The organism is Salinicoccus roseus (assembly GCF_003814515.1).
In the GTDB taxonomy this organism is placed as follows: Bacteria; Bacillota; Bacilli; order Staphylococcales; family Salinicoccaceae; genus Salinicoccus; species Salinicoccus roseus.
This window is the reverse complement of record NZ_RKQJ01000001.1, coordinates 724,902-750,188: the sequence shown is the minus strand read 5'-3', so window position 1 is coordinate 750,188 and position 25,287 is coordinate 724,902. Positions and strand designations below refer to the sequence as shown.

Annotated in this window: 25 protein-coding genes and 1 tRNA gene; 20 read left to right on the top strand and 6 right to left on the bottom strand. The window is 48.4% G+C overall.

What is annotated here, in order from left to right:
- Positions 1-5 precede the first annotated feature (5 nt).
- The 19 genes from EDC33_RS03910 to EDC33_RS03820 all read left to right on the top strand — a co-directional run bounded on the left by EDC33_RS03910 (position 6) and on the right by EDC33_RS03820 (position 21,697).
- Entirely contained in the window at positions 6-587 is a 582-nt protein-coding gene (locus EDC33_RS03910; RefSeq protein WP_124010231.1) for a cell division protein SepF, read from the top strand.
- A gap of 11 nt (positions 588-598) precedes the next feature.
- Positions 599-904, top strand: a complete 306-nt coding sequence (locus tag EDC33_RS03905; RefSeq protein ID WP_084217710.1) for a YggT family protein — start codon at positions 599-601, stop codon at positions 902-904.
- A 77-nt stretch (positions 905-981) separates the two neighbouring features.
- Positions 982-1,761 (top strand): YlmH family RNA-binding protein, encoded by a 780-nt coding sequence (locus tag EDC33_RS03900; RefSeq protein WP_124010230.1) that lies wholly within the window; start codon positions 982-984, stop codon positions 1,759-1,761.
- A 21-nt stretch (positions 1,762-1,782) separates the two neighbouring features.
- Positions 1,783-2,301: a DivIVA domain-containing protein gene (locus tag EDC33_RS03895; protein ID WP_094905856.1), complete on the top strand. Its 519-nt coding sequence runs from the start codon at positions 1,783-1,785 to the stop codon at positions 2,299-2,301.
- A 267-nt stretch (positions 2,302-2,568) separates the two neighbouring features.
- Positions 2,569-5,307, top strand: coding sequence for an isoleucine--tRNA ligase (ileS, locus tag EDC33_RS03890; protein ID WP_124010229.1), 2,739 nt, complete (start codon positions 2,569-2,571; stop codon positions 5,305-5,307).
- A gap of 9 nt (positions 5,308-5,316) precedes the next feature.
- The gene (lspA, locus tag EDC33_RS03885) at positions 5,317-5,796 is read left to right on the top strand and encodes a signal peptidase II (RefSeq protein WP_084217708.1); all 480 of its coding nucleotides are present in this window, start codon (positions 5,317-5,319) and stop codon (positions 5,794-5,796) included.
- Complete coding sequence (locus tag EDC33_RS03880) at positions 5,789-6,697, top strand: RluA family pseudouridine synthase (RefSeq protein WP_124010228.1); 909 nt, start codon at positions 5,789-5,791, stop codon at positions 6,695-6,697. The genes lspA and EDC33_RS03880 overlap by 8 nt, the downstream gene beginning before the upstream one ends.
- A 206-nt stretch (positions 6,698-6,903) precedes the next feature.
- Complete coding sequence (pyrR, locus tag EDC33_RS03875) at positions 6,904-7,431, top strand: bifunctional pyr operon transcriptional regulator/uracil phosphoribosyltransferase PyrR (RefSeq protein WP_124010227.1); 528 nt, start codon at positions 6,904-6,906, stop codon at positions 7,429-7,431.
- 16 nt (positions 7,432-7,447) lie between these two features.
- Positions 7,448-8,770, top strand: a complete 1,323-nt coding sequence (locus EDC33_RS03870; protein WP_094905851.1) for a uracil-xanthine permease family protein — start codon at positions 7,448-7,450, stop codon at positions 8,768-8,770.
- Entirely contained in the window at positions 8,763-9,644 is an 882-nt protein-coding gene (locus EDC33_RS03865) for an aspartate carbamoyltransferase catalytic subunit (RefSeq protein ID WP_124010644.1), read from the top strand. Before EDC33_RS03870 ends, EDC33_RS03865 begins: the two co-directional genes overlap by 8 nt.
- Positions 9,644-10,918 carry a dihydroorotase gene (locus EDC33_RS03860; RefSeq protein ID WP_124010226.1) on the top strand — a complete coding sequence of 425 codons (1,275 nt, stop codon included), beginning with the start codon at positions 9,644-9,646 and terminating at the stop codon, positions 10,916-10,918. The genes EDC33_RS03865 and EDC33_RS03860 overlap by 1 nt, the downstream gene beginning before the upstream one ends.
- Before the next feature lie 2 nt (positions 10,919-10,920).
- Positions 10,921-12,003, top strand: a complete 1,083-nt coding sequence (gene carA, locus EDC33_RS03855; protein ID WP_124010643.1) for a glutamine-hydrolyzing carbamoyl-phosphate synthase small subunit — start codon at positions 10,921-10,923, stop codon at positions 12,001-12,003.
- Positions 11,996-15,172: a carbamoyl-phosphate synthase large subunit gene (gene carB, locus EDC33_RS03850; RefSeq protein ID WP_124010225.1), complete on the top strand. Its 3,177-nt coding sequence runs from the start codon at positions 11,996-11,998 to the stop codon at positions 15,170-15,172. Before carA ends, carB begins: the two co-directional genes overlap by 8 nt.
- 8 nt (positions 15,173-15,180) lie before the next feature.
- Positions 15,181-15,930, top strand: a complete 750-nt coding sequence (locus EDC33_RS03845) for a dihydroorotate dehydrogenase electron transfer subunit (protein ID WP_124010224.1) — start codon at positions 15,181-15,183, stop codon at positions 15,928-15,930.
- Positions 15,927-16,841, top strand: a complete 915-nt coding sequence (locus tag EDC33_RS03840; protein ID WP_124010223.1) for a dihydroorotate dehydrogenase — start codon at positions 15,927-15,929, stop codon at positions 16,839-16,841. The genes EDC33_RS03845 and EDC33_RS03840 overlap by 4 nt, the downstream gene beginning before the upstream one ends.
- A 16-nt stretch (positions 16,842-16,857) precedes the next feature.
- Entirely contained in the window at positions 16,858-17,556 is a 699-nt protein-coding gene (pyrF, locus tag EDC33_RS03835) for an orotidine-5'-phosphate decarboxylase (RefSeq protein WP_124010222.1), read from the top strand.
- Positions 17,557-18,174, top strand: a complete 618-nt coding sequence (gene pyrE / locus EDC33_RS03830) for an orotate phosphoribosyltransferase (RefSeq protein ID WP_124010221.1) — start codon at positions 17,557-17,559, stop codon at positions 18,172-18,174.
- 722 nt (positions 18,175-18,896) lie between these two features.
- Positions 18,897-20,330: a HEPN domain-containing protein gene (locus EDC33_RS03825; protein WP_124010220.1), complete on the top strand. Its 1,434-nt coding sequence runs from the start codon at positions 18,897-18,899 to the stop codon at positions 20,328-20,330.
- 1,097 nt (positions 20,331-21,427) lie between these two features.
- Positions 21,428-21,697 carry a hypothetical protein gene (locus EDC33_RS03820; RefSeq protein WP_371868296.1) on the top strand — a complete coding sequence of 90 codons (270 nt, stop codon included), beginning with the start codon at positions 21,428-21,430 and terminating at the stop codon, positions 21,695-21,697.
- 535 nt (positions 21,698-22,232) lie between these two features.
- Here EDC33_RS03820 and EDC33_RS03815 read toward each other — a convergent pair.
- The 6 genes from EDC33_RS03815 to EDC33_RS03790 all read right to left on the bottom strand — a co-directional run bounded on the left by EDC33_RS03815 (position 22,233) and on the right by EDC33_RS03790 (position 24,547).
- Positions 22,233-22,520 carry a hypothetical protein gene (locus EDC33_RS03815; RefSeq protein WP_031544161.1) on the bottom strand — a complete coding sequence of 96 codons (288 nt, stop codon included), beginning with the start codon at positions 22,518-22,520 and terminating at the stop codon, positions 22,233-22,235.
- Positions 22,521-22,538: 18 nt separating this feature from the next.
- Positions 22,539-22,943, bottom strand: a complete 405-nt coding sequence (locus tag EDC33_RS03810; RefSeq protein WP_031544162.1) for a hypothetical protein — start codon at positions 22,941-22,943, stop codon at positions 22,539-22,541.
- 2 nt (positions 22,944-22,945) lie between these two features.
- On the bottom strand, positions 22,946-23,152 hold the full coding sequence (locus tag EDC33_RS03805; protein ID WP_031544163.1) for a helix-turn-helix transcriptional regulator: 207 nt from the start codon (positions 23,150-23,152) through the stop codon (positions 22,946-22,948).
- A gap of 264 nt (positions 23,153-23,416) precedes the next feature.
- On the bottom strand, positions 23,417-24,082 hold the full coding sequence (locus EDC33_RS03800; protein WP_124010219.1) for a phospholipase A2 family protein: 666 nt from the start codon (positions 24,080-24,082) through the stop codon (positions 23,417-23,419).
- Positions 24,083-24,146: 64 nt separating this feature from the next.
- A tRNA-Cys gene (locus tag EDC33_RS03795) sits at positions 24,147-24,221 on the bottom strand.
- 71 nt (positions 24,222-24,292) lie between these two features.
- A complete protein-coding gene (locus EDC33_RS03790; RefSeq protein WP_124010218.1) occupies positions 24,293-24,547 on the bottom strand; it encodes a glutaredoxin family protein in 255 nt (84 codons plus the stop codon).
- Positions 24,548-24,689: 142 nt separating this feature from the next.
- Here EDC33_RS03790 and EDC33_RS03785 point away from each other — a divergent pair, with 142 nt between their 5' ends.
- Complete coding sequence (locus EDC33_RS03785; RefSeq protein WP_188358176.1) at positions 24,690-25,148, top strand: nucleotidyl cyclase domain-containing protein; 459 nt, start codon at positions 24,690-24,692, stop codon at positions 25,146-25,148.
- Positions 25,149-25,287: the final 139 nt, after the last annotated feature.

Here is a 25,287-nt window from a genome sequence, read left to right as displayed (position 1 = left end):
AGACCATGGCCATCAAAAAGTTTTTCAAGGATATCTTCATCGTGGAGTATGAAGAGGATGCGCCCCCTAAGGAACAGAAGCAGTCTGAGGCAGGCGGCAATGCCAAGGTGACGCGGCTCGAGCAGTCCAAAAAAGACCGTCCAAAAAGCATGGGACAGTCTGTTGGGTCAGCTCAGCCCAAACCGCAGAAAAAGGAATCCATTTCCCCATCCTTCCGTAAGACGGAGCGCAGGCAGTCCAGCAGCCAGCGGCAGGAGAAGGACAAAAAAGCCATTCAGAAGGAAAAGGAGACGACGTTGATGAGTGCTGAAGCAAGCAATACGAAAGTATGTCTGTTTGAACCGAGGGTCTTTTCCGAAACCCAGGATATTGCTGATGAACTTAAGAATGAACGCGCGGCACTGGTCAATCTGTCGAAGGTGGACCACGGACCAAAAAAGCGCATCGTCGACTTTCTGAGTGGTACGGTCTATGCACTGGATGGAGACATCCAGAAGGTGGGTGCCGATATCTTCCTGTGTACACCGAACAGCGTAGGTGTAGAAGGAGAAATCAGCGAAGATAAAAACCAAACTGAAGAAACGTAAGGAGAATGATTTTGGACAATCAATTAATTATAGAAGTACTAAGTTTCATCCAGAGCTTCATCAATACCATATTTCCCATCTTCTTCTGGGGGCTCATCATCTACATCCTGAGCTCCTGGCTGCCGGGGCTCAGGGAGTCGGCCTTCGGACAGATACTCGGGAAGATCTATGAACCGATACTCGAACCTTTCAGGAAGATCATACCTCCGCTCGGCGGCGTGCTAGACCTCTCCCCGATCATTGCGATCATCGTCATGCAGCTGTTCCTGAGCGGGCTGAATGCAATCTTCAACACCATCATCACTTCATTGTATTAAATATTCACGAAAAGGGGCGCTCATGTGGACTATTGTCCGGATGGGCGCCCTGATTGCAATCTACAGGAGGCCTGGCTGTGAAAGAGATCTATCAGCACTTCAGAAAAGAGGAGCATGAAAAGATAACCATGCTCAATGGAAAATTTGAAATTGCAGCACGCGACTATTACCCCATCCTGCTCGACTTCCTCGATCCGAGGGAGCAGATGATCGTCACAAGCCTCGCAGGGCTCCACTCGGGTCTCAGGGTTGAATTCTACGGCGGACCGGGGGAACGGGAGCGGCAGCGGGCGATGATCGTTCCGGAACTGCTGGAGGTGTCCGAGGCCGATTTTGAAATTACCGTCTTCGAACTGGAGTATCCGGAAAAATTCGTCAAACTGACCCACCGCAACATATTGGGTGCCGTGATGAATGTCGGTGTGGACCGCTCTCTGATCGGTGACATTGTAGTGGGCGGAAAGATCCAGTTTGCCGTCGCTGCCCCGTATGCCCCGCTGTTCCATCAGACCTTGACCCGGATACGGAATGCGCCTGTCGTACTGACGGAGGTGCCGCATGAATCATTCATCGAACCTGTGGATGACGGGAAGCCGATGTCCATACTCGTCGCCTCCTTCCGCCTGGATGCCATCATCTCCGAGGTCATCAAAGAAGGCCGTGCCAAGTCGAAGACGCGTGTCGAGAAGGGCAAGGTCAAAGTCAATCATTCGATTGTTGAGAATCCTTCATTTATAATGGAAACTGGTGATACGGTATCCATCCGTCATTTCGGACGCTTCAAGGTCACGCAGCTGATTGCGGAGACGAAGAAGGGCAAGTACCGGCTTGAGGTTAGAGTCTACAGGGATGGGTAATACACAACTGAGGTGAAAATTATGGATAGAGAAGAAGCGGTGAACCGCAAGTTTCCGACAGTATACCGGGGTCTCGATGAACAGGAAGTCCGCGCGCATCTCAGGAACATGCAGGAAGAAATCGACAGGCGGGACGAGAAGATCAGACAGCTTGAAGGCATGCTTGATGAGAAGGAAGAAAATCTGAACAGCTTCAGAAACGTCGAAACGAGCATCAACGAGGCGATCCTGACCGCCCAGCGTGCAGGGGACGAAGCGAAACGCACCGCCCAGGCACGGGCCGAGGAGATCATCCGTGCGGCTGAAGCGGAGCGTGAACGTGTTGTGGATGAAGGTCTCGCACGTGCCCGTCATATCGCCAATCAGACGGAGGATATGAAACGCCAGTCGAAAATATTCCGTGCCCGCTTCAAGATGCTTGTCGAAGCGCAGCTGGACCTGCTGAAGTCAGATGACTGGGACTATCTGCTCGACTTCGATAAGAATCTCGAGCATCGCGTGGATGACCTGGAAGCGGTGGAGAAGAAACAGGACGAATGAGATGTTGACGGATCAGCGGATATTTAGCATAATAATAGTATTGTTAGACATGCAGACGTCATTACAGATCAAGCGACCGGAGGAGGGTGGAAGCTCCGGCACACAGTGGCGGCCTTGATATCACTAATGATTTATCTTCATATCTGAATCGAGTGGACTCTGGACCGGAGTCAATTAGGGTGGTACCGCGGATTTTTTTCGCCCCTATTGACGACGCTCCGGAGTTTTTTATTCCAACAACCAAAATAGGAGAAGGAGCTAGGAAAAATGGATTATAAAGATACACTGCTCATGCCGAAGACAAAGTTCAAAATGCGTGGAGGGCTGGTCAACAAAGAGCCTGAAATGCAGAAGAAGTGGCAGGAAGACAAGCTTTACGAAAAGAAATTGAAACTGAATGAAGGCAATACACCATATGTACTGCACGACGGCCCGCCATATGCCAATGGTGCGCTGCACATGGGGCATGCACTCAACAAGATCATCAAGGACATCATCATCCGCAACAAGCAGATGCGTGGATACTATGCCCCATATGTCCCGGGCTGGGATACGCACGGCCTGCCGATCGAACAGGCACTGACGAACAAGGGTGTCGACCGCAAGAGCATGACGACCGAAGAGTTCAGGAACAAGTGCATCGAGTTCGCCAACACCCAGATCGACCATCAGCGTGAAGGGTTCAAGCGCATGGGCATCGATGGGGAGTGGGACAATCCATACCTCACATACAAGCCGGAGTTCGAAGCGGCGCAGGTGCGTGTGCTGAAGGACATGGTCGAAAAGGGCCTGATCTACAAGGGCAAGAAACCGATCTACTGGTCTCCGGTCAATGAATCCTCACTGGCCGAGGCGGAACTTGAATACAAGGATAAGCGTTCCCCGTCCATCTATGTCGGCTTCGAAGTCGAAGATGGTAAAGGTGCAGTGGACAAAGGTGTCCAGCTCGTCATCTGGACGACGACCCCTTGGACGATTCCGGCCAACCAGGCGGTTGCGGTCCATCCTGAACTGAACTATGTGCAGTTCGGCTACGAAGGGAAGGAATACATCGTGGCGGAAGATCTGCTCGACCATTTCCTTGAAGAAGTGGATTTCGACAAGGACAAAGTGACCCGGACGAAGGAATTCAAGGGAGAGTCACTCGAGTATGTCACTACAAGCCACCCGCTGTTCGACCGCACAAGCCTCGTCGTCCTCGGTGACCACGTAACGACGGATGCCGGTACAGGCTGTGTCCACACGGCGCCGGGACACGGGGACGATGACTTCGTCCTCGGCCAGAAGTACGACCTCGAGGTACTGAGCCCCGTGGATGACAAAGGTGTCTTCACCGATGAAGCGGGCAAATACTCCGGACTCTTCTATGATGAGGCGAACAAGGTCATCACGGAAGATCTCGAAGCGAGCGGCACGCTGCTGAAGCTGAACTTCTATACGCACTCCTACCCGCACGACTGGCGTTCAAAGACACCGGTCATCTTCCGTGCGACACCACAGTGGTTCGCATCGATCAAAAATGTCAGGGAAGATATCTTGCAGGCGGTCATGGATACGAAGTTCCAGGTGCCATGGAACCAGAAGCGGATGTACAACATGATCAAGAACCGCGGCGACTGGGTCATCTCCCGCCAGCGTGTATGGGGGGTGCCGCTGCCATTCTTCTATGCAGAAAACGGCCAGGAGATCGTCGATACGGATGTCATCGAACACGTGGCGCAGCTTTTCGAAACGCACGGCTCGAACATCTGGTTCGAATGGGATGTCAAAGACCTTCTGCCTGAAGGCTATACGCACGAAGGCTCCCCGAACGGTGAATTCACGAAAGAGATGGACATCATGGACGTCTGGTTCGACTCCGGCTCCACACACCGCGGTGTGCTGGCGACGCGCGACTACCTGACATACCCGGCGGACCTCTATTTCGAAGGTTCCGACCAGTACCGCGGATGGTTCAACTCCTCCATCATCACAAGCGTGGCGACCAAAGGCATTGCGCCATACAAGGAACTGCTCAGCCATGGCTTCGTCATGGATGGGGAAGGGAAGAAGATGTCGAAATCCCTTGGTAACGTCATCCTGCCTGAGAAGGTGATGAAGCAGATGGGTGCCGACATCATCCGCCTATGGGTCATGTCCTCCGACTTTGAAGAGGATGTCAGGATCTCTGACGATATACTGAAGCAGGTATCTGAAGTCTACCGCAAGGTCCGGAATACATTCCGGTTCCTGCTCGGCAACGTTGCGGACTTCAATCCGAATGAAGATGCTGTGGCATATGAGGACATGAAGGAAGTCGACCAGTTCATGATGCAGCGCTTCAATGAGATGGTCAACCTGATGCGCGACTGCTATGACCGCTACGACTATGTGTCCATGTACCAGTCGCTCCAGAACTTCATCAATGTGGATCTTTCGAACTTCTATCTGGACTACGGCAAGGACATCCTCTACATCGAGAATGAAGATGCACACATCAGACGCAGCATGCAGACTGTGCTCTACAGGATCCTTACCGAATTGAACCGTCTGCTGGCACCTGTACTCGTGCACACGGCGGAAGAGATCCATCAGCATACTCCGTATGTCGAAAAGGAGAGCGTCCATCTGGAATATCTTCCGGAAGAAGCGGAAGTGGATACGGCACTCGTCGAAAAATGGAAGCACTTCATGGATGTCCGGGATGATGTGCTGAAGGCACTTGAGGAAGCACGGAATGAGAAGGTCATCGGTAAGTCGCTCGAAGCGAAAGTCCATGTGACTGAACCCGAAGGCATGAGCTATGACGAAATCAATGGTGCACTGACGCAGCTCTTCATCGTCTCCCAGGTGGAAGTCGTCGATTCACTGCCGGACGGAAAGCGGTATGATCACATCAGCGTGAAGGTCGAACATGCCGAAGGCACACGCTGCGAGCGGTGCTGGAACTACTCCACAGCCGAATCCATCCACGGCGGCGATGATGACATCTGTCCAAGATGTCGTGAAGTTGTCGACCAGATGTAGGGGGCTCCCATGAAATCATACAGACTCATTCCGATGACGCTTATTGGGCTGTTCATATTGGGTCTCGACCAGTTCACCAAATATCTGGTCGTCCGCTTCATGGAGGAGGGGGAGTCGATTCCGATACTCGGCAAGTATCTGGAACTGACTTCCCACCGCAACAGCGGAGCAGCCTGGGGGATGTTCCAGGACCAGATGATCTTCTTCTATGTGGTGACGGTGGTCGTAGTGGCCATACTGGTCTATGTGTATATCAAGGAAGCGAAGGGGAATTTCCTGCTTCAGCTGGCGATCGTCATGCTGATGGCGGGCTCGCTCGGCAATTTTATAGATCGTATTTTATTTCAGGAAGTCGTCGATTTCATCGATGTACTGATCGTATTTTATGATTTTCCGATTTTTAATGTCGCGGACAGCGCTTTGACGGTTGGTGTCATACTAATGCTTTTGGAATTCTTCTTTACAGGAAAAGGTGACAAGGATGCATGAAATTACAGTAAGTCATATGGACAGTGGCCAGAGGATCGACAGGCTGCTTGCAGAACAGCTCGATGACACATCCCGCAGTGATATGCAGGGACGCATCAGGGATGGACTGGTGAAAGTGAATGGCGGAACAATCAAGCCCAACTACAAAGTCAAGAAGGGTGATGTGGTCACTGTTGAAGTGCGGGAACTTGTCGAAGCGGATATCATACCCGAGGATCTCGACCTTGAGGTCATCCATGAAGATGCTGAAGTAGCAGTGGTCAACAAGCCGAAGGGCATGGTCGTGCATCCGGCTGCAGGTCATCCGTCAGGCACCCTGGTGAATGGGCTGATGCATCAGCTGGATAACCTTTCAGGCATCAACGGAGAACTCCGCCCGGGCATCGTCCACCGTATCGATAAGGATACGAGCGGCCTCCTGATGGTGGCGAAGGATGATGTGACGCACAGGCATCTCGTCGAGCAGCTGGTGGAAAAGAGCGTGACACGGAAATATACGGCACTGGTGCATGGCACCATCCCGCATGATAAGGGGACGATCGAAGCGCCGATCGGAAGAAATCCGAAAGAGCGTCAGGAGATGGCCGTCGTCGATGACGGCAAGGAAGCCTTCACACACTTCAATGTGCTTGAGAGGTACAAGGATTTCACGCTGGTGGAATGCATACTGGATACAGGACGCACCCACCAGATCCGTGTGCACATGAAATATATCGGATATCCGCTTGCCGGTGACCCGAAATACGGACCAAGGAAGACGCTTGAGACAGAGGGGCAGATGCTCCATGCAGGCACGCTCGGCTTCATCCATCCGAAGACCGGCGAATACCTTGAATTTACTGCACCACTGCCGGATCAGTTCGAGGATGTACTCGAAACATTGACGCCACTTTCAGATTAATGCTTGACTTTAGAAATCTTTAAGTCTAAGATATTAAGGAAAAGTGAATATGAAATGTCTTTAAGGGAAGTCCCGTGAGGCTTCAAAGACATGGTATAAACGATTGCACCCGTAGTGGGCGGGATGCATAATCATTAGGATACGTGTATACTCATGTCTAAGGACATGAGTATTTTTTTATACTATTTTAAAGAGGAGCCGATCAAATGGAACAGAGAGTCATTCTTGATGAAGCGCAGATCAGCCGCTCATTGACGCGGATGTCACATGAAATTCTTGAGCGCAACAAAGGGGCGGAGGGCATCGTCTTCCTTGGTGTCAGGACGCGGGGGGAATATCTCGCACGCAGGCTGCAGAAGAAGATGGAGGAGATCGACGGGGTGAAGGTTCCCACCGGCACCATCGACATCACCGCCTTCAGGGATGACCGCCCGATGGACAGCAGGGAGGCCGAGGAGGCCATCGCGGTCGATGTGCCGCTCGATGACCGCCATGTAATCATCGTGGACGATGTACTGTATACGGGCCGGACGGTCCGGGCAGCAATGGATGCGATACTGAACCAGGTCCGGCCGTCGAAGATCACGCTCGCCGTACTGGTCGACCGGGGACACCGGGAACTTCCGATACGGGCGGATTTCGTCGGCAAGAACATCCCCACAGCAAAGAATGAAAAGATCAATGTCCACCTCGAAGAGCACGATGGCAGGAACGAAGTGACACTAACCAAATAGCAGGAGGAATTGGAACATGCAGGATAAAGAATCGACAGAAGAAATTTTCACAAAAAGCGTGGAGCCGGTACTGGATGTCCATGAGAGGCCAAAGCCTGCCCAATGGCTGCTGCTCAGTTCACAGCACCTGTTCGCAATGTTCGGTGCGACGGTGCTCGTCCCGTTCCTGACGGGCCTTCCGATATCCGCCGCCCTCATCGCAAGCGGGGTGGGGACACTGCTCTATATACTCATCACGAAAGGGCAGATTCCGGCATACCTCGGTTCGAGCTTTGCATTCATCCTTCCCATCACCATCGCCCTCGGGTCGAACAGCCTCGGCGAAGTGCTCACCGCGCTGTTCTTCAGCGGTGTGCTCTATGTCATCATCGGACTCATCATACGGCTGTTCGGTACAGACTGGCTGATGAATCTGCTGCCGCCGGTGGTCGTCGGTCCGGTCATCATGGTCATCGGGCTCGGGCTTGCCCCGGTCGCAGTGGACATGGCGATGTACACGGACTCGGGCAACCAGGAAGGCTACAGCATGCTTTACATATTCGTCGCTGCAATGACGCTCACGATCACCATCTGCGCGTCCATCTTCCTCCGGGGCGTCCTGTCGCTCATACCAGTCCTGATCGGCATCGTCGGCGGCTACATCACCGCCATACTTGTCGGCATCGTGGACTTCACGGGCATCATCGAGACCGGATGGTTCGTCACACCGGACGTCCATCTGCCCTTCGTCTCCTATGATCCGACATGGAATGTCGGGCTGATGATCGTCATGCTGCCGATCGTATTCGTCACGGTGAGTGAGCACATCGGCCACCAGATGGTCATCAACAAGATCGTCGGACGGAACTTCTTCAAGAAGCCCGGACTCCACCGCTCGCTGATCGGCGACGGTGTATCGACGATGTTCTCAAGCATCATCGGCGGGCCGCCGACCACGACATATGGTGAAAACATAGGCGTGCTGGCCATCACCCGCATCTTCAGCGTGTGGGTCATCGGAGGCGCCGGGGTACTCGCGATCATCCTCGGCTTCATCGGCAAGTTCACTGCCGTCGTGCAGAGCATTCCGACACCCGTCATGGGCGGGGTATCGATCCTCCTTTTCGGAATCATCGCCTCAAGCGGGCTCCGGATGCTCATCGATGAGCAGGTGAACCTGGATTCCAAGAGGAACCTGGTCATCGCTTCCGTCATCCTGGTCATCGGCATCGGCAAGGCACATCTCGACTTCACCATCGGCGACATCCCGTTCAACCTTGAAGGGATGGCACTTGCGGCAGTCGCCGGCATTCTCTTGAACGCAATTCTACCTAAGGAGGCTCCTGTCCGTGATGAATAGTCTGCTGTCAATGAACGACCTGTCGAAGGACGACATCATGCGGCTCATACGCCGTGCACTCGAGATGAAGGCAGGAAACTACAGGCCGATTCCCGAAAGGAAATATGTGGCCAACCTCTTCTTTGAACCATCGACACGGACGAAGGCAAGCTTCGAAATGGCCGAGAAGCACCTCGGCATCACCTCGCTGCCGTTCGATGTCGACCACAGTTCCGTGACAAAGGGCGAGTCGCTCTATGATACGTGCCGAACCATGGAGGCCGTCGGCTGCGACGCACTCGTCATACGCCACGGTGTGACCGCATACTATGACGAAATGGAAGGGCTCGGCATCCCGATCATCAACGGCGGGGACGGGAGCGGTTCACATCCTACACAGTCCCTGCTCGACCTGATGACAATCTATGACCGCTTCGGCCGGTTCGAAGGGCTGAAGGTGGTCATCGCCGGGGATATCTCACACAGCCGGGTGGCGCGGAGCAACCAGCAGGCACTGGCGAAGCTCGGTGCCGAAGTCCAGTTCAGTGCACCGGAGGCCTGGCAGGACGAAAGCATCGAAGTCCCATACGTCGATCTTGACGATGTAGTCGGCGATGCCGACGTCATCATGCTCCTCCGGGTGCAGCACGAACGGCATGGGGACGAGAAGGACTTTACGAAGACGGCGTACCACAACGGGTACGGCATGACATTGAAACGGTATCAGCGCATGAAGGACACAGCCATCATCATGCACCCGGCCCCGGTCAACCGCGATGTCGAGATAGACGGCCGGTTGATCGAAGCACCACGCTCGGTCATCTTCGAACAGATGAACAACGGCGTATTCATGCGCATGAGTGTACTACAAGAAATCCTTGGGAGTGAACAATAATGAAGATGCTTTTGAAAAATGGAACGGTACTTGAAGACAACAGGCAGATCAGGAAGGATATCCTCATTGATGGCGGCAGGATCGAAGAGATTGCAGACGACATCACCACGGAAGCCGATGAAACGGTGGACTGCACCGGCATGCTCATCACACCGGGATTCGTGGACGTGCACGTGCACCTGAGGGAGCCGGGCGGCGAGCACAAGGAAACGATCGAAACGGGCACACGCGCAGCAGCACGCGGCGGCTTTACGGCCATCTGCCCGATGCCGAACACACGGCCGGTACCGGATGATGCCGAAACTATGGCGGACATCCAGAAAAGGATCCATGAGACGGCCCATGTCAAAGTGATTCCATATGCGGCCATCACTACGCGCCAGCTGGGGCGTGAACTGGTCGATTTCGAGGCACTCAAGGCAGCCGGTGCATTCGCATTCACGGATGACGGCGTCGGTGTCCAGAATGCCGACATGATGCTCCAGGCGATGAAGGAAGGCGCCCGCGTGGACATGCCGATCGTCGCCCACACCGAGGAGAATACACTGATCCACGGAGGGGCGATCCATGAGGGCAGGACAAGTGAAAAGCTCGGCATCCAAGGCATCCCGTCGGTGACGGAGTCGGTACATATTGCACGGGATGTGCTGCTCGCGGAAGCGGCAGGCTGCCACTACCATGTGTGCCATGTAAGTACAAAGGAGAGCGTCCGGGTCATCCGGGATGCAAAGCGTGCAGGCATCCGGGTCACTGCAGAAGTGACGCCGCACCACCTTGTACTGGATGAGGATGATATCGTGGAGAAGGACCCGAATTTCAAGATGAACCCGCCGCTCAGGTCCAAAGAGGACCGCGAAGCACTGATCGAGGGGCTGCTCGACGGGACGATCGACATGATTGCGACGGACCACGCCCCGCATGCAGAAGCGGATAAGGCGGTCGGCATCGAGACGGCGCCATTCGGCATCACCGGCAGCGAAAATGCCTTCCAGCTGCTTTACACGAAACTCGTCAGAACAGGCATATTCACACTGCAGCAGCTCGTCGACTGGCTGACGGTCAAGCCGTCCGAAACATTCGGTCTGGACATGGGCGTGCTGGCCCAAGGCCGGCCGGCAGACATCACCATCATCAATCTGGACAGGAATTATGTGCTCGACAAGGAAAAGTTCCATTCGAAGGCGCGCAATACGCCATTCCATGGAACCGCACTGGAATCCGATATCCACATGACGATCGTGGATGGGAAAATCGCCTACAAGGAGGAAGTATAATGCTGAAGGAAAAAAGATATCTGGTATTGGAGGATGGCACCGTGTATGAGGGTTATCCATTTGGAGCGAACAGGGCATCGGAAGGGGAGCTTGTATTCAACACATCGATGACGGGGGTCCAGGAAGTCATCACAGACCTTTCCTATACGGATCAGATCATCACGTTCACCTATCCGCTTATCGGCAATACCGGCATGAACATAGAAGACAGCGAATCTTTCAACCCACAGGCCCGCGGCGTCGTCGTCAGGGAAGCCTGCACGGACCCTTCGAACTTCCGTACGACGGAAACGCTCGATGCATTCCTGAAACGCCATGACATCCCGGGGATCAGCGGCATCGATACCCGGAGCATCACGAAAAAGCTCAGGAGCGGCGGGGTGATGAAGGCGGTGATCACCGATGAAACATATCACGAGGACCTCATCGAACTGCTGCAGAACTCGACGTTCCGCACAGATCAGGTCAAGCGCGCCTCCACGAAGACACCATACATTTCAACCGGTCCGGGGCCGCGTGTCGTCCTGATCGACTACGGCAAGAAGGAGAACATCGTCCGCCAGCTGAACTCCTATGGCTGTGACGTGACGGTGGTGCCCCATGATACGACGGCAGACGAAATCAGACAGATGCGTCCCGACGGTGTGATGCTGTCGAATGGCCCGGGAGACCCGGCGAACATCCCAGACCAGATCAAAACGGTGAAGGCACTGCTCGGCATCCCGTTGTTCGGCATCTGCATGGGCCATCAGCTGCTGGGCCTCGCATGCGGTGCAAAGACATACAAGATGAAATTCGGCCACCGCGGCAGCAACCATCCCGTTAAGAACCTCTCTACTGGAAAGATAGAGATCACCTCACAGAACCACGGCTTCTCGATCGACCCGGATAGCCTTCCGGGCACGGGTCTTGAAGTGACACACCGCGCATTGAACGATGATACTGTGGAAGGGATGCGCCATACAGAATACCCGGCATTTTCAGTGCAGTACCACCCTGAAGCGGGTGCCGGCCCCCACGACCCCGGATACCTTTTCAATGAATTCATAGAACTGATGAACATAAAGGAGGCCAACCATGCCTAAACGTGAAGACATCAAAACCATACTGGTCATAGGAAGCGGACCGATCATCATCGGACAGGCGGCAGAATTCGACTATGCAGGCACGCAGGCCTGCCTCGCATTGAAGGAGGAAGGCTACCGCGTCATCCTTGTAAACTCCAACCCGGCGACGATCATGACGGACAAGGAGATTGCGGATGTCGTCTACATCGAACCATTGACGCCGGACTTCATCGCAAGGATCATCCGCAAGGAACATCCGGATGCACTGCTGCCGACACTCGGCGGCCAGGTCGGCCTCAATATGGCAGTGGAACTCGACCGTCTCGGTATCCTGGAAGAGAATGGTGTGGAACTGCTCGGTACGAAACTCGACTCCATCAAGCAGGCCGAGGACCGCGACCTCTTCAGGCAGCTGATGAACCAGATGGAGGTGCCCGTTCCGGACTCCGATATCATCACGACGATGGAGGAGGCCCGAACATTCAAGGACCGTGTCGGCTACCCATTCATCGTACGCCCCGCCTTCACGATGGGCGGTACAGGCGGTGGCATCTGCTATAATGACGCGGATCTCGAGGAAATCGTGGCGAACGGCCTCAAATACTCGCCTGTAAGCCAGTGCCTCGTCGAAAAGTCGATTGCCGGATTCAAGGAGATCGAATACGAAGTGATGCGCGATTCAAATGATAATGCGATCGTCGTCTGCAACATGGAGAACATCGATCCAGTCGGCATCCATACAGGGGACTCCATCGTCGTCGCGCCGACACAGACATTGACCGACAAGGAACACCAGATGCTGCGTGACGTTTCACTCGGGGTCATCCGAGAGCTCGGCATTGAAGGCGGCTGTAACGTACAGCTTGCGCTAGATCCGGATTCCTTCGACTACTACATTATAGAAGTCAATCCGAGGGTCTCCCGATCTTCAGCACTTGCTTCGAAGGCGACGGGATACCCGATCGCAAAGCTTGCAGCCAAAATCGCCATCGGCATGACGCTCGATGAAATGATCAATCCGATCACCGGCACGAGCTATGCAGCATTCGAACCGGCCCTCGACTATGTCGTTTCCAAAATTCCACGCTTCCCATTCGACAAGTTCGAAAAGGGGGAACGGAAGCTCGGGACGCAGATGAAGGCCACAGGCGAAGTCATGGCGATTGGCCGTACGTATGAAGAGTCCCTTCTGAAGGCGATCCGTTCGCTCGAGTACGGCGTCCATCACCTCGGCCTGCCGAACGGGGACGACTTCGAGCTCGACTACATCAATGAGATGATCCAGAAGCAGAGTGATGAGAGGCTCTTCTACATCGGCGAGGCGCTGAGGCGCGGCGTCTCCAAGGAGACCATCCATGAGTGGACGAAGATCGACATGTTCTTCCTGAGGAAGTTCGAGCACATCATCGAAATCGAACATGAACTCAAGGATAACCAGGGCTCCATGGACCACCTGAAGTGGGCGAAGACCTACGGCTTCAGCGACAGGGTCATCGGCCACCGCTGGGGCATGGATGAGGAGGAAGTGTTCAAGCTGCGTAAATCCAACGGCATCATGCCGGTGTACAAGATGGTGGACACATGCGCGGCGGAATTCGAGTCGGAGACGCCTTACTTCTACGGCACATACGAATTGGAGAATGAGTCGATCGTCAGCGACAGGGAAAAGATCATCGTCCTCGGCAGCGGCCCGATCCGCATCGGCCAAGGTGTGGAATTCGACTATGCCACCGTCCACGCCGTATGGGCCATACAGGAAGCCGGATATGAAGCGATCATCATCAACAACAATCCTGAGACCGTCTCCACCGACTTCTCGATTTCCGACAAGCTCTATTTTGAACCGCTGACGCACGAAGATGTCATGAACATCATCGACCTGGAGCAGCCGAAAGGCGTCGTCGTCCAGTTCGGCGGACAGACGGCGATCAACCTGGCGGATAAGCTCGAACGTGACGGCGTGAAGATACTCGGTACGTCCCTGGATGATCTCGACCGTGCAGAGGACAGGAAACGTTTTGAAGCGCTGCTGCGCAAGATAGATGTGCCACAGCCGCTCGGCAAGACGGCGACGAATGAACAGGAGGCGCTGGACAATGCCCAGCATATCGGCTATCCGGTACTCGTCCGTCCAAGCTACGTGCTCGGCGGCCGTGCGATGGAAATCGTCTACAACGAAGACGAACTCAAGAACTACATGAGGGATGCGGTCAAGGCTTCTCCTGAACATCCGGTGCTGATCGACCGCTACCTGACCGGTAAAGAGATAGAGGTCGACGCCATCAGCGACGGGAAGAATGTCATCATACCGGGCATCATGGAGCATATCGAACGTGCGGGCGTGCACTCCGGCGACTCCATCGCCGTGTACCCGCCGGTGACATTGACCAACAATGAAATCAACACGCTCAAGGAATACACAGAGAAGCTTGCGCTCGGTCTGAAGACGGTGGGGCTGATCAACATCCAGTTCGTCCTGTCGGATGGGGAGGTATATGTCTTAGAAGTCAATCCGCGTGCGAGCCGTACCGTACCATTCATGAGCAAGATCACTGAAATCCCGATGGCGAACCTCGCGATGAAGGCGATCCTCGGTACGGACCTCAAGGAGACCGGCTATCCGCTCGGTCTGGCACCATTCAAGCAGGGCTACCATGTGAAGGCACCGGTATTCAGCTTCAGCAAGCTCAAGAACGTCGACATCACGCTCGGACCTGAAATGAAATCCACAGGTGAGGTCATGGGCAAGGACCTGAGCCTCAACAAGGCCCTCTATAAGGGGCTTGTGGCCAGCGGCCTCGAAGTCAAAGACCATGGAACGGTGCTCATGACCGTTGCGGACAAGGATAAGGAGGAAGCGGTCGAGCTTGCCAACCGCCTGTCCCAGTGCGGCTATCGCATCATGGCGACGGAAGGTACGGGGAAAGTGCTGGAAGAACGCCAGATTCCCTATATCACCGTAAACAAGGTCAGAGAAGGGCAGGAAAGCCTCCTCAAATGGATTCAGAACGGCAGCGTGCAGATTGTGATCAACACGATGACGAAAGGAAAACAGGTTGAAAGGGACGGATTCAGGATCAGGAGGGAATCGGTCGAGAACGGCATCCCGTGCCTGACTTCGCTCGACACTGCACGCACGCTTGTCGAAGTGATAGAAAGCATGACGTTCAATATGGAAAAGATGTAGGTGAGGATATGAAGAATATCATGACGGTCGTCGCCCAGAGCCGCATTGCCGATAAGATCCACGAAATGGTCCTTGAGGGGGACATCACAAAAAACATGAAGACCCCGGGCCAGTTCGTCCACGTACGAATCAATGATACGACGGAACATGTACTGAGACGCCCGATATCCATTGCGGATATCGACCAGGAAAATTCGCGGTTCACCATCGTCTACCGTGCTGAAGGGGAGGGCACCAGAAAGCTGTCGAAGCTCGGTCCCGGGGATTCACTTGATATCCTCTCCCCCCTTGGCAGGGGATATCCGGTGGAACAGAACTCGCACGTATTGATCGTCGGCGGCGGCATCGGGGTTCCGCCATTGTACGAACTGTCCAAGCAGCTGAACAGGGAAGGTGTCAAGACCACCCACGTCCTCGGATTCAACTCAAAGAAGGATGTATTCTATGAAGAGAAGTTCGGCGCCCTCGGTGGCACGCATATCGCCACTGCAGACGGCTCATACGGGACGGAGGGCTACGTCACGGATGTGATCCGGACACTCGATGCCGATTTCGACTGCTTCTATGCCTGCGGGCCCAAGGTGATGCTGAAGGTGCTGAGTGAGACGATGGACCTTGATGGCTACATCTCCCTTGAGGAGCGGATGGGCTGCGGCTTCGGTGTATGCTATGCATGCGTCTGTGAGACGGCAGAAGGGGACTGGATCAAGCTCTGCACCGAAGGTCCCGTCTTCAGGAAGGGGGAGATCGTGCTATGAACAGTGAAGCGCTGAAGATCAGCCTCCCCGGCCTTGAACTGAAGAACCCGGTGATGCCCGCATCAGGATGCTTCAGTTTCGGCGAGGAATTCTCGAAGTTGTATGATCTGTCGGAACTTGGGGCCATCATGGTCAAGGCAGCGACACACGAGCCCAGAATCGGCAACAGGACACCGCGTGTCGCTGAAACTTCGAGCGGCATGCTGAATGCCATCGGGCTTCAGAACCCGGGTGTGGATCACATCCTCGAGCATGAACTGAAATTCCTCGAGCAGTATGATGTGCCGATCATCGCCAATGTTGCAGGCAGCGAAATCGATGACTATGCAATCGTTGCGGACAAGATATCAAAGGCACCGAATGTAAAGGCCATAGAGCTCAACATCTCCTGCCCGAATGTGAAGGAGGGCGGCATCCAATTCGGGACGGACCCCGAGACGGCACGCCGCCTGACCGCCCGTGTAAAGGAAGTATCGGATGTTCCGGTGTATGTAAAACTGTCACCTAATGTGACCAGCATTGTAGACATGGCCTTAAGTGTCGGCGACATCGCCGATGGCCTGACGATGATTAACACGCTCGTCGGAATGCGGCTTGATGGCAATGGCCAGCCGATCCTCTCCAATGTCACAGGCGGGCTCAGCGGGCCGGCGATCAAGCCGGTCAGCCTGAATATGATCTATCAGGTCCGCCAGCATCTGCCCCACATCCCAATCATCGGCATGGGCGGCATCGCGACTGCCGATGATATTCTCGACTACATCTCGGTCGGCGCGGATGCGGTGGCCGTCGGGACCATGAACTTCACGGACCCGATGATCTGTCCGGCACTTATAGAAACGCTTGATGAAAGGCTCGACGAAATGGGCGTCGGACATCTGCATGATTTGAAAGGCCGCGCCTATAAATAAGCTGAGGAGGAAACTTATGAACAGACCGATCATTGCCCTCGACTTCGGTACGATGGCAGAAGTACAACAGTTTCTCGATAGATTTGAAGAGCCGCTTTTCGTGAAGGTTGGAATGGAGCTCTACCTGCAGAACGGTCCTGATGTCATCAGGGAAATCCGTGCCATGGGACACGACATATTCCTCGACCTGAAGCTGCATGATATACCGAATACGGTAGGCAGGGCGATGGAGGGGCTCGGGCGCCTTGATGTGCAGATGACGAATGTCCATGCGCAGGGCGGCACGCCGATGATGAAGCGTGCGGCTGAATCGTTCAAGGACCATAACCCGGATGGCACACTGATTGCGGTGACTCAGCTGACCTCTACCAGCGAGGAAATGATGCAGTCCGAACAGAAGTCATCGCTGACCTTGGATGAGAGCGTCATCCACTATGCACAGCTGGCCAAAGATGCCGGACTTGACGGCGTGGTGTCCTCTCCGCTCGAGTCGGCACTGATCCATGAAGCGTGCGGCACCGGCTTCCTCACAGTGACACCCGGCATCCGGCTCACAGAGGACTCTACAGATGACCAGTCGCGCGTCGTCACACCGTCGAAGGCCCATCACCTCGGCAGCGACTACATCGTCGTGGGCCGGCCGGTCACACAGGCGGCCGACCCGGTGGCCCGATATGCACAAATAAAAGAACAATGGGAAAGTGGGGAAGAGTAGTTGGAGACACGAACAGCAGAAATCCTATTGGACATCAACGCAGTGGCACTCAGTCCGGAGGCGCCCTTCACCTGGTCGAGCGGCATCATCTCCCCGATATACTGCGACAACAGGAAGATCATCGGAGATGTACCGGCACGGCAGGAGATCGCGGAGGCTTTCGTCGATGTGGTAAAGTCAAAAGCGCCTGATGCAGAAGTGATCGCAGGGACTTCGACGGCAGGCATCCCGCATGCAGCCTTCATCAGCGAGCGGCTCGGGCTGCCCATGTGCTATGTACGGGGAAGCAAAAAGAAGCATGGCAAAGGCAATCAGATCGAAGGGGCCGAAGTGGAAGGGAAGAAGGTCGTCCTCATCGAGGACCTCATCTCCACCGGCGGGTCGAGTCTTGAAGCTGCTGAAGCACTGAAGGAAAACGGAGCGGAAGTGCTTGCCGTGATTGCCATATTCACATACGGCATCCCCCGCGCCGATGAAGCCTTCAAGGAAGCGGGGCTTACGTATCATACATTGAGTACCCTCGATGTCCTGATCGATGTCAGCATGGACCGCGGGGCAATCGATGAAGCGCAGAAGGAGACGATCCTCCAGTTCCGCAAGGCGCTGTCACAAAAATAAAAGAACAAAATGGATATGAACTATAACCCGGATAATGGTCAGTTAATAAAATCGGCCAGTATCCGGGCTTTTATATGCCCACCAAGTGAACTAGTCCATAATGAAACAAATTTTGGGGGTTTGGGGTGCCGTTAGGTCTGACCGGAAACGATCTCGTAATATCGACACTGTAAAGCGCAACGTGCCCGATACCGATTATTAATTGGTTGCTCCGGATTTTTTCGGTAAACATTTTCTCCGCTCCAAACGCTTTCATGTTCTCAATTTAGCTACCTAAATTCTAATCGATTGTAGAATACTACAGCATATGCAATATTCATATAAATAATCATTTCTAAATATATCTAAAAAAACACCCTAATCATACAAACAGAACGTAGCAAAATCAATATGCATTGATTGTATGTTTAGGGCCTACTCTAATCAATCAAAAATTCAAGAGAGAAAAACACATCTACAAATTGTTTAACCAGAAGATTATTTTTCTAATTATAAATGAAAAACGTTCGTAAAAGTATATGGAAAATATTGAACGTTCGTAAACTATTTTTATATGTTTAAGAACGTTTATTTTGATCTATTTCAAATGTTTTTAAACCGTTCTTAAAAGTGTACTTTTACGAACGTTTTATTTCCAAATTTAACTAGCTATCCTTTTATTCTCTTGGTATATTTAAAAGAAATGAATTTGATGCCTATTTAAGGTAGAGAGGTGGCTTTAAATGAATAAACCACAGAATCCAAAACTATTTGATTTAATATATCCTTTAGTAATAGAAGGAATAGAAAAAGTAGTTGCTGCCAATAAAAAGAGGAATTTCTATAAACCAACCTATTTTCAATATCCAAATATGAGGTATTGGCCTAATGGGATGCCTAATATTTCTAAAAGTACTTATAACACTGGTCCTCCAGTTAAGTATGAATCTTATTTTGAAAGATATAGTAAGGAAAAATCACCTGAAGTAGTCCTTGAGGAATTAACTGGTTATAAAGAAGTTTTTTCTTATTTACGTGAAAATGAAAACTACAAAATGGTATACGGTTATCCAGGTGAGGAAGAAGAAAGAACGTCTGAAATAATTGAAATCAATATAAATAATCATATAAAAGAACTTGTAGCTAAAGCCTTACATAATTGGGGAGAAGAAATTGATTTAAGTAGGGAAAATTTTCTTGAAATTTATTTACCTATTGAAAATAGTATTTATTTGAAGGAACTTCCAGTTGCTTTTTATATCCCCATTTTATTTTTGAAATTTGATTTTGACTTTTTCGAAATCGATGATAATATTTCTATAGTAAAATTAGATGAAAAATTCCAATTATCGAGAATTAACATAAATACTTATTCTGAAAATATTAATGAGGCTTTATTAAGTTCTGCTTCCCATGCTTTATTTATTGAAAATTATTCATTTCCGAATGGAAATAAATATTTAAAATCAAGAATGTTAAATGATCTTGAGGCTTACCCTCTAAAAACAATTAATTACTTTTTCAATGCATTAAGAATGGTAATAGATCAACCCACGGGATATGCTCAAGTCTTGTCCAAACCCATTAATTGGGCTTATGGTTATACAGCTGACTTGATAGAGCTAAGTGGGGTTTCGACTAGAGCTTATCCACATGAATTTAATGATTTTTATTGGTTACAACCTGAGATATCTAGTATTTCTATTGAAGAATTAAGAAGTATGACTGCTATATATAGTGGCTTGAAGGAGCAAGAAAACAAAAAAATCCAATTGGCATGTAAAAGATTAGAAAGCTGTTATTTGAGAAAAGACGATCGAGATATCATTATCGATGCAGTTATTGGTCTGGAAGCTTTACTGAGTGATTCAGATAAAGGAGAAATCACACATAAATTATCTATGAGGATTGCTTTTCTATTGCAGATGTCTTCATTAAACCAAAGTAAACTTGAGATTTTTAAAAACATGAAGTTTATATATTCATTCAGATCCTTAATAGTACATGGTGATCCTAAATGGGAAAAGAAACGAAAAATAGATCTGAAAAACTCAGATTCTATATTAACTGCTGATTTAGCCACTATGTACCTCAAGGAATGCATAATAATTATTTTGCAGAATAAAGAATATCTCAAGGCAAATATGATCGACGAAAAAATGATTTTGTCGGATTAATAGGCTTTGCTATCATTGCTATTTTTCCGAAAAATTGTTTACATATCATCACTTATAAGCAGTCAACGAAAATAAGAAGGGTAGAAGATGCCAACTTAGTTGCATCATCTATCCCTTTTAATACAGTGTCAATTTCGATGTTATTTTGCACTGATTTAGCCGATAATTTGCACTATAGTTAAGAAGTCCAGCTCATCCTTTCACAAAGATAGCTGGGCTCTAAAGTTGGTTATGCAAAATAACACTTAAAATATATGCAATTTATCGTCAAAAATGACAGCTATGAGAGATGCCAAAGCAGGCAGACGACCATCAATTTATAATACGATAGCTTACACTTCTAGTACGCTGTTCTATTTAGCGATGAAAATAAACACGTTCAAAGATTTAGATGACTGGATCAGTCCAATAGAACACGACGGATATAATTCTTTATTCGCTTAGTCATCCGTTTGATCCACAGAAACAATCGCATATAATCAAAGTAAAAATCGTAGGTAAAGAACGTCACAGCGAGATCAAATTTTATAGTTTACAGACGTTAATTAAACATGTTCAAAATTTGAAAGGAAAATCAATATTACTTACAAAAGAGATAAATAAGATTTTTCTATTAGTGTTATATCAACTTTTGTAATACGAAGGTTGACCATGGTAAAATTGCACTAAGTAGAAAGAAGAGAGGGACATATTGGCATAGAGAGCAAGGGAAAGAAAACATGGACTCATGAGGCGTATTATTCATCCTTATGGCAGATAACTATAGGTTTTTAATTATTTCTAAAGTAAATGCATTAAGTGAGGATAATTATCATCTTAGTGAAATCACACTTTATTCCGTATTGAAGATTTTTGAAAGAAAAAATAAAAATCTTGAACTTAATTAAAAGGGGGATCCAGATGTTTTTCATACCTTTAGGAAATCAGCCTAACCAAAAGTTCAACTTTAAGGGTTCACATCATGTTTGGAGGGGGCGCTTCATTTTGGAATATGGTATTCGGATAAACTAGATGAAATATTTACAGTTGAAAAATTAAATGCAAAGAGTGTGGAATATAAGTTTTAGGAGTTGGTTTAAACTAAGGAGGTTGTGATTTTGGATAAGAAAAAGAGGGGAAAAGTATTTGGATTTTTATCGATATTAACTGCGGTCATAAGCATTCTTTTTTTATTAATAACAAGAGGACCTAATACAAGCCTGATTTCGATCATAATCGTATTCACAGTTTTTTCTGTACTTGGCATTATTTTTGCTATAATATCTAAAAACCTATGGTTTATTATAATAGGAATTATACTGAATGGCACCATACTAGTATATGCTTTTTTTCTTTTTGTCGCACTCGGAATTGGTGGCACACCATAAAAACTATTCAAGTAATGGACATGTTTGTTGAAGATTGCAACTATAAAAAGTCAAACTTTATTTTGAATCTACATCTATTCACTGTAAGGCAAACGCTCAAAAATCTATCCCTATAATAAGGATAGATTTTGTATTTCTATTAGCAACCTTCTCTGAACATTTTACCTTAGCATAATGGTTTAGTAAAAAGAAGTGGTTTAACATCGAGTAAGATATCGAAAATAGAGTCGCAGAATTTTGTTCCTCAAATTCGGTTGTAGGAATATATGAAGGAAGTGTGTGTGAGGGTGTTGTTTCTCCTTCAAGGCAAGTGATAAGTTCTGCATCACACAAGGGACATCGTCGCCGAAAACTCTCCAATGCGCGTTATGGCTATGACAACGATTATCTGTTGCGTTGATAGGAATGTTTCCGCCTTCAGTTAAACCAACGCCACATTCAGGGTCACAATGGTCCTATTCTTCAGTCAGCCGGGCGTCTATTGGAAACTGTGCACGAAAAGGATCTTCAACTTGAGCGATTTTCCAAAATTCTTTTATACACCAAATATTAGTGTGACAAAGATGTTATACGCAATTGGGAACAAGAATAATATGATATTAAAAATAATGCCAATCATTGATAATTGATCTTTTCGATATCTATATGCGATAAACCCAATAATTGCTCCTATTGGACATAAAAACATAGGCATAACTAGTGGGAGTCCTTCGATTTTTTCTATGGGAACAATTCCCAGTAAGAAGTTCAAAATGAGTATTGATACGATAGTGGGGATTAAAATCGAAACAATTCCTAAGATGTTTATCTTCTCGTTTTTCATTAAAAATTCCTCCATTCATTACTGATAAAAAATAAAAAATAGCCTTATACAAAAAAACATAATAATATTTAAAAACACTAAAATAACAAGTCCGGACATAGGTGGAATTAAAGAAAAACCAACAATGCTATAAACAAAAAATAATAAAGATAATATCGTTATATTAATCCAGAAAGTAATGTATCCTGCTTTGTAACTATAATTTATAGTCCTTTCGTCTTGTCCCTCTTTTTCCTCAAACCATTTATTATCCCTTTTGATTCTAATTCCTTCAGAAATAGTAATAAATATCCAAAATAATGCAATGAAGGGGATTAGCCAATTAAATACTTCAGGACTCGGCGTCTTCCAAACATTAAATGTAGCAATCAATAATAAAATTGAGACAGAAATCTTTAGCAAAAAGCTATAGACATAATCCAAGTTTATTCCTCCACAATAAAGAGTTCTTCCACCGGACAAGCAAAAACCCTTGAAATTTTTATAGCCAGTCCTACGGAGGCCTCATATCGTTTTTTCTCCAGTGAAATTATGGTTAATCTTGTTACTCCAACTTTTTTTGCGAGTTGTTGTTGAGTATATCCAGATTTTTTTCGATATTCCCGAATGCGATTGTCTGTATTATTCTTCATTTCTTGTACTCCTTAATGTATAGTGTACTATACATTAATTTCTCTATAAAGGATAGCATGTAAAAATCAATTCTCCCTCTAATCTGCCTATTTCAACAAGTATAGTGTTTGAATCTAAAGCACTGATGGGATCGATCATTATCTTGCTAGCACAGTAACATTGTATGTTATCAGTTTTTCAACAGGATCTTCTTCGTTATGTAAATGCTTGAAACACAGAATTAAGCTGCCCCTCCAAATACGAGAGGCAGCTTAATTTTCTAATTACGCGAAAGGATTGCAGGGTTGGCCTTGAAACCAGAGTGATATAGTAATAGCCCATTCACTTCCTTGAAGTACATAGGGGTTTAAACATCCTTGTAATTCGGAATCACAACTGCAAGCAAAATAACCACGGTCACCATAACAATTATCGTGAGATTGGCAACATGTATCAACAGGACTTATTGGACTTTCAGGGCCACTACATCCTGGGCCACACCAGTTACCATAAATACAAGAAGCTTGAATTGTTGGGCCTTCACTTGTTTCTGGTATTTCTTTATTATTTTGAATTTGATTAAATCTTTTCAAAAATTCCTCGTTAATTTCAAATTCGTTTACTTTTTGAACATTTCCATCAATAATTTGGTAGCCATGCAAAATCTCTTTTTCTCCATTATAACTAATAGCACTTCCCAATAGATTCTCTTTTCCACCATTATTTGAGTAAATTACTTTCATGGATTTATCATCATTAGTTAAAATGACAAATTTAACTTCTTTCCCATTTACCTGGGCTTTATAGCCTTTCCTATTTTCCAAGGAATAGGATCCAATATAATTTGCTAATGTTTTAACTAGGTTATTCGTAGTGCTATTATTCCGTTTCTGGTAACTATCTAACAATTCTTCTACAATTTCTGGCTCTAATACATTCAATTTAGCCACAAAAAACACTCCTTAATATTATTTTTCTGGGATCTCCCTGCTGTCACTATTGATTGCAATCAAATGGAGGCGACACCCGGATTCGAACCGGGGATTCAAGGTTTTGCAGACCTTTGCCTTGCCACTTGGCTACATCGCCGTCTCTCTCAAACATGTTCTACTTATAAAAGAGAGTTCAAAGTAATAAATCACAACCTGCTGAAAGAAAGATTAAATATTTTCTTTCAGCATTCTTTCTAATTTCTTGGGTTGAAAACCTTGCACCGCTGTTGCGACTCCGTCTGAATTGATAACAACAGTCAATGGCGTTCCCGTCCCCCCTTGTTGAAAAAATTCCTCACGATGCTCCGGATTCGATACTTCTTTCGTGACAAAGGCATATCCTTCTTGCTCCATCCAATCAATTTGGCGGTGACAGTGCAGACAAGTGTCCTGGATATATACAGTAGGTTCTAAATGACTCATGATTATCTTCTCCTTTTCTTCGTGTTTTGGCTTACATATATAAAAGAGAGATAAATTATCCAAAACACAACCTTAGTTAAAAAAAGGTTGTGTTTTTAGTTTTCCATCTTCCTTTTATAAGTACATAAACATATAGAAGTATTTGAAAATATTTGAAGAAAATGAGGAGGTCGAATCTCCTGTAATTGAAGCATTGCAAGCTGCATCTATGTCTAATGCCATGATGAAGGTACTGAATGTTAAGTACCAAAAGAAATGGGACAATTTAGATGAAATCAAGGCCGGAATAGGGGTAGCTTTAGGAAGGGCTTTAGTAATAAAAGCTGGCTTTAGTGGCAGCGGTATTGAAGAATTAGTTTATATGGGAGATGTTGTTAATAGAGCCTCAAAAATGTGTGGCTTAGCATATAAAGAATACAATTCACCTATCTGTGTTACCCAAGAAGCATACGAAAACGCTGGTAAATTTATAGCAAATAAGGATAGAGGTAAGACGTTTCAAGATTATTTAAATAAGAAAACTCATGACAATCATGGAAATGTCTATGTAGGGAATTTTTTCAGATTGAATATTAACGATTGGGCAAAAGAAAATTCTTAGAAGAATTAAATGTTTTACTTTATACACAGCTTTTCATGTAACTAATAGTATTATTTACTATTTTTACAATGTTCACACTTTACTAAATGAAAGTATAAGAAACGACCGTTTTAAACACAAAATAGTACTTACGATAAAA

What these genes read in the sequence shown, in the direction of transcription:
- EDC33_RS03860 (WP_124010226.1), top strand. Translation starts at nt 9,644, where the DNA reads ATGAAGATGCTTTTGAAAAATGGAACGGTACTTGAAGACAACAGGCAG.
- EDC33_RS03870 (WP_094905851.1), top strand. Translation starts at nt 7,448, where the DNA reads ATGCAGGATAAAGAATCGACAGAAGAAATTTTCACAAAAAGCGTGGAG.
- EDC33_RS03865 (WP_124010644.1), top strand. Translation starts at nt 8,763, where the DNA reads ATGAATAGTCTGCTGTCAATGAACGACCTGTCGAAGGACGACATCATG.
- EDC33_RS03880 (WP_124010228.1), top strand. Translation starts at nt 5,789, where the DNA reads ATGCATGAAATTACAGTAAGTCATATGGACAGTGGCCAGAGGATCGAC.
- EDC33_RS03805 (WP_031544163.1), bottom strand. Translation starts at nt 23,152, where the DNA reads ATGAAGAATAATACAGACAATCGCATTCGGGAATATCGAAAAAAATCT.
- lspA (WP_084217708.1), top strand. Translation starts at nt 5,317, where the DNA reads ATGAAATCATACAGACTCATTCCGATGACGCTTATTGGGCTGTTCATA.
- pyrF (WP_124010222.1), top strand. Translation starts at nt 16,858, where the DNA reads ATGAACAGACCGATCATTGCCCTCGACTTCGGTACGATGGCAGAAGTA.
- EDC33_RS03815 (WP_031544161.1), bottom strand. Translation starts at nt 22,520, where the DNA reads ATGAAAAACGAGAAGATAAACATCTTAGGAATTGTTTCGATTTTAATC.
- carB (WP_124010225.1), top strand. Translation starts at nt 11,996, where the DNA reads ATGCCTAAACGTGAAGACATCAAAACCATACTGGTCATAGGAAGCGGA.
- ileS (WP_124010229.1), top strand. Translation starts at nt 2,569, where the DNA reads ATGGATTATAAAGATACACTGCTCATGCCGAAGACAAAGTTCAAAATG.
- EDC33_RS03910 (WP_124010231.1), top strand. Translation starts at nt 6, where the DNA reads ATGGCCATCAAAAAGTTTTTCAAGGATATCTTCATCGTGGAGTATGAA.
- EDC33_RS03845 (WP_124010224.1), top strand. Translation starts at nt 15,181, where the DNA reads ATGAAGAATATCATGACGGTCGTCGCCCAGAGCCGCATTGCCGATAAG.
- EDC33_RS03895 (WP_094905856.1), top strand. Translation starts at nt 1,783, where the DNA reads ATGGATAGAGAAGAAGCGGTGAACCGCAAGTTTCCGACAGTATACCGG.
- EDC33_RS03790 (WP_124010218.1), bottom strand. Translation starts at nt 24,547, where the DNA reads ATGAGTCATTTAGAACCTACTGTATATATCCAGGACACTTGTCTGCAC.
- EDC33_RS03825 (WP_124010220.1), top strand. Translation starts at nt 18,897, where the DNA reads ATGAATAAACCACAGAATCCAAAACTATTTGATTTAATATATCCTTTA.
- EDC33_RS03840 (WP_124010223.1), top strand. Translation starts at nt 15,927, where the DNA reads ATGAACAGTGAAGCGCTGAAGATCAGCCTCCCCGGCCTTGAACTGAAG.
- pyrR (WP_124010227.1), top strand. Translation starts at nt 6,904, where the DNA reads ATGGAACAGAGAGTCATTCTTGATGAAGCGCAGATCAGCCGCTCATTG.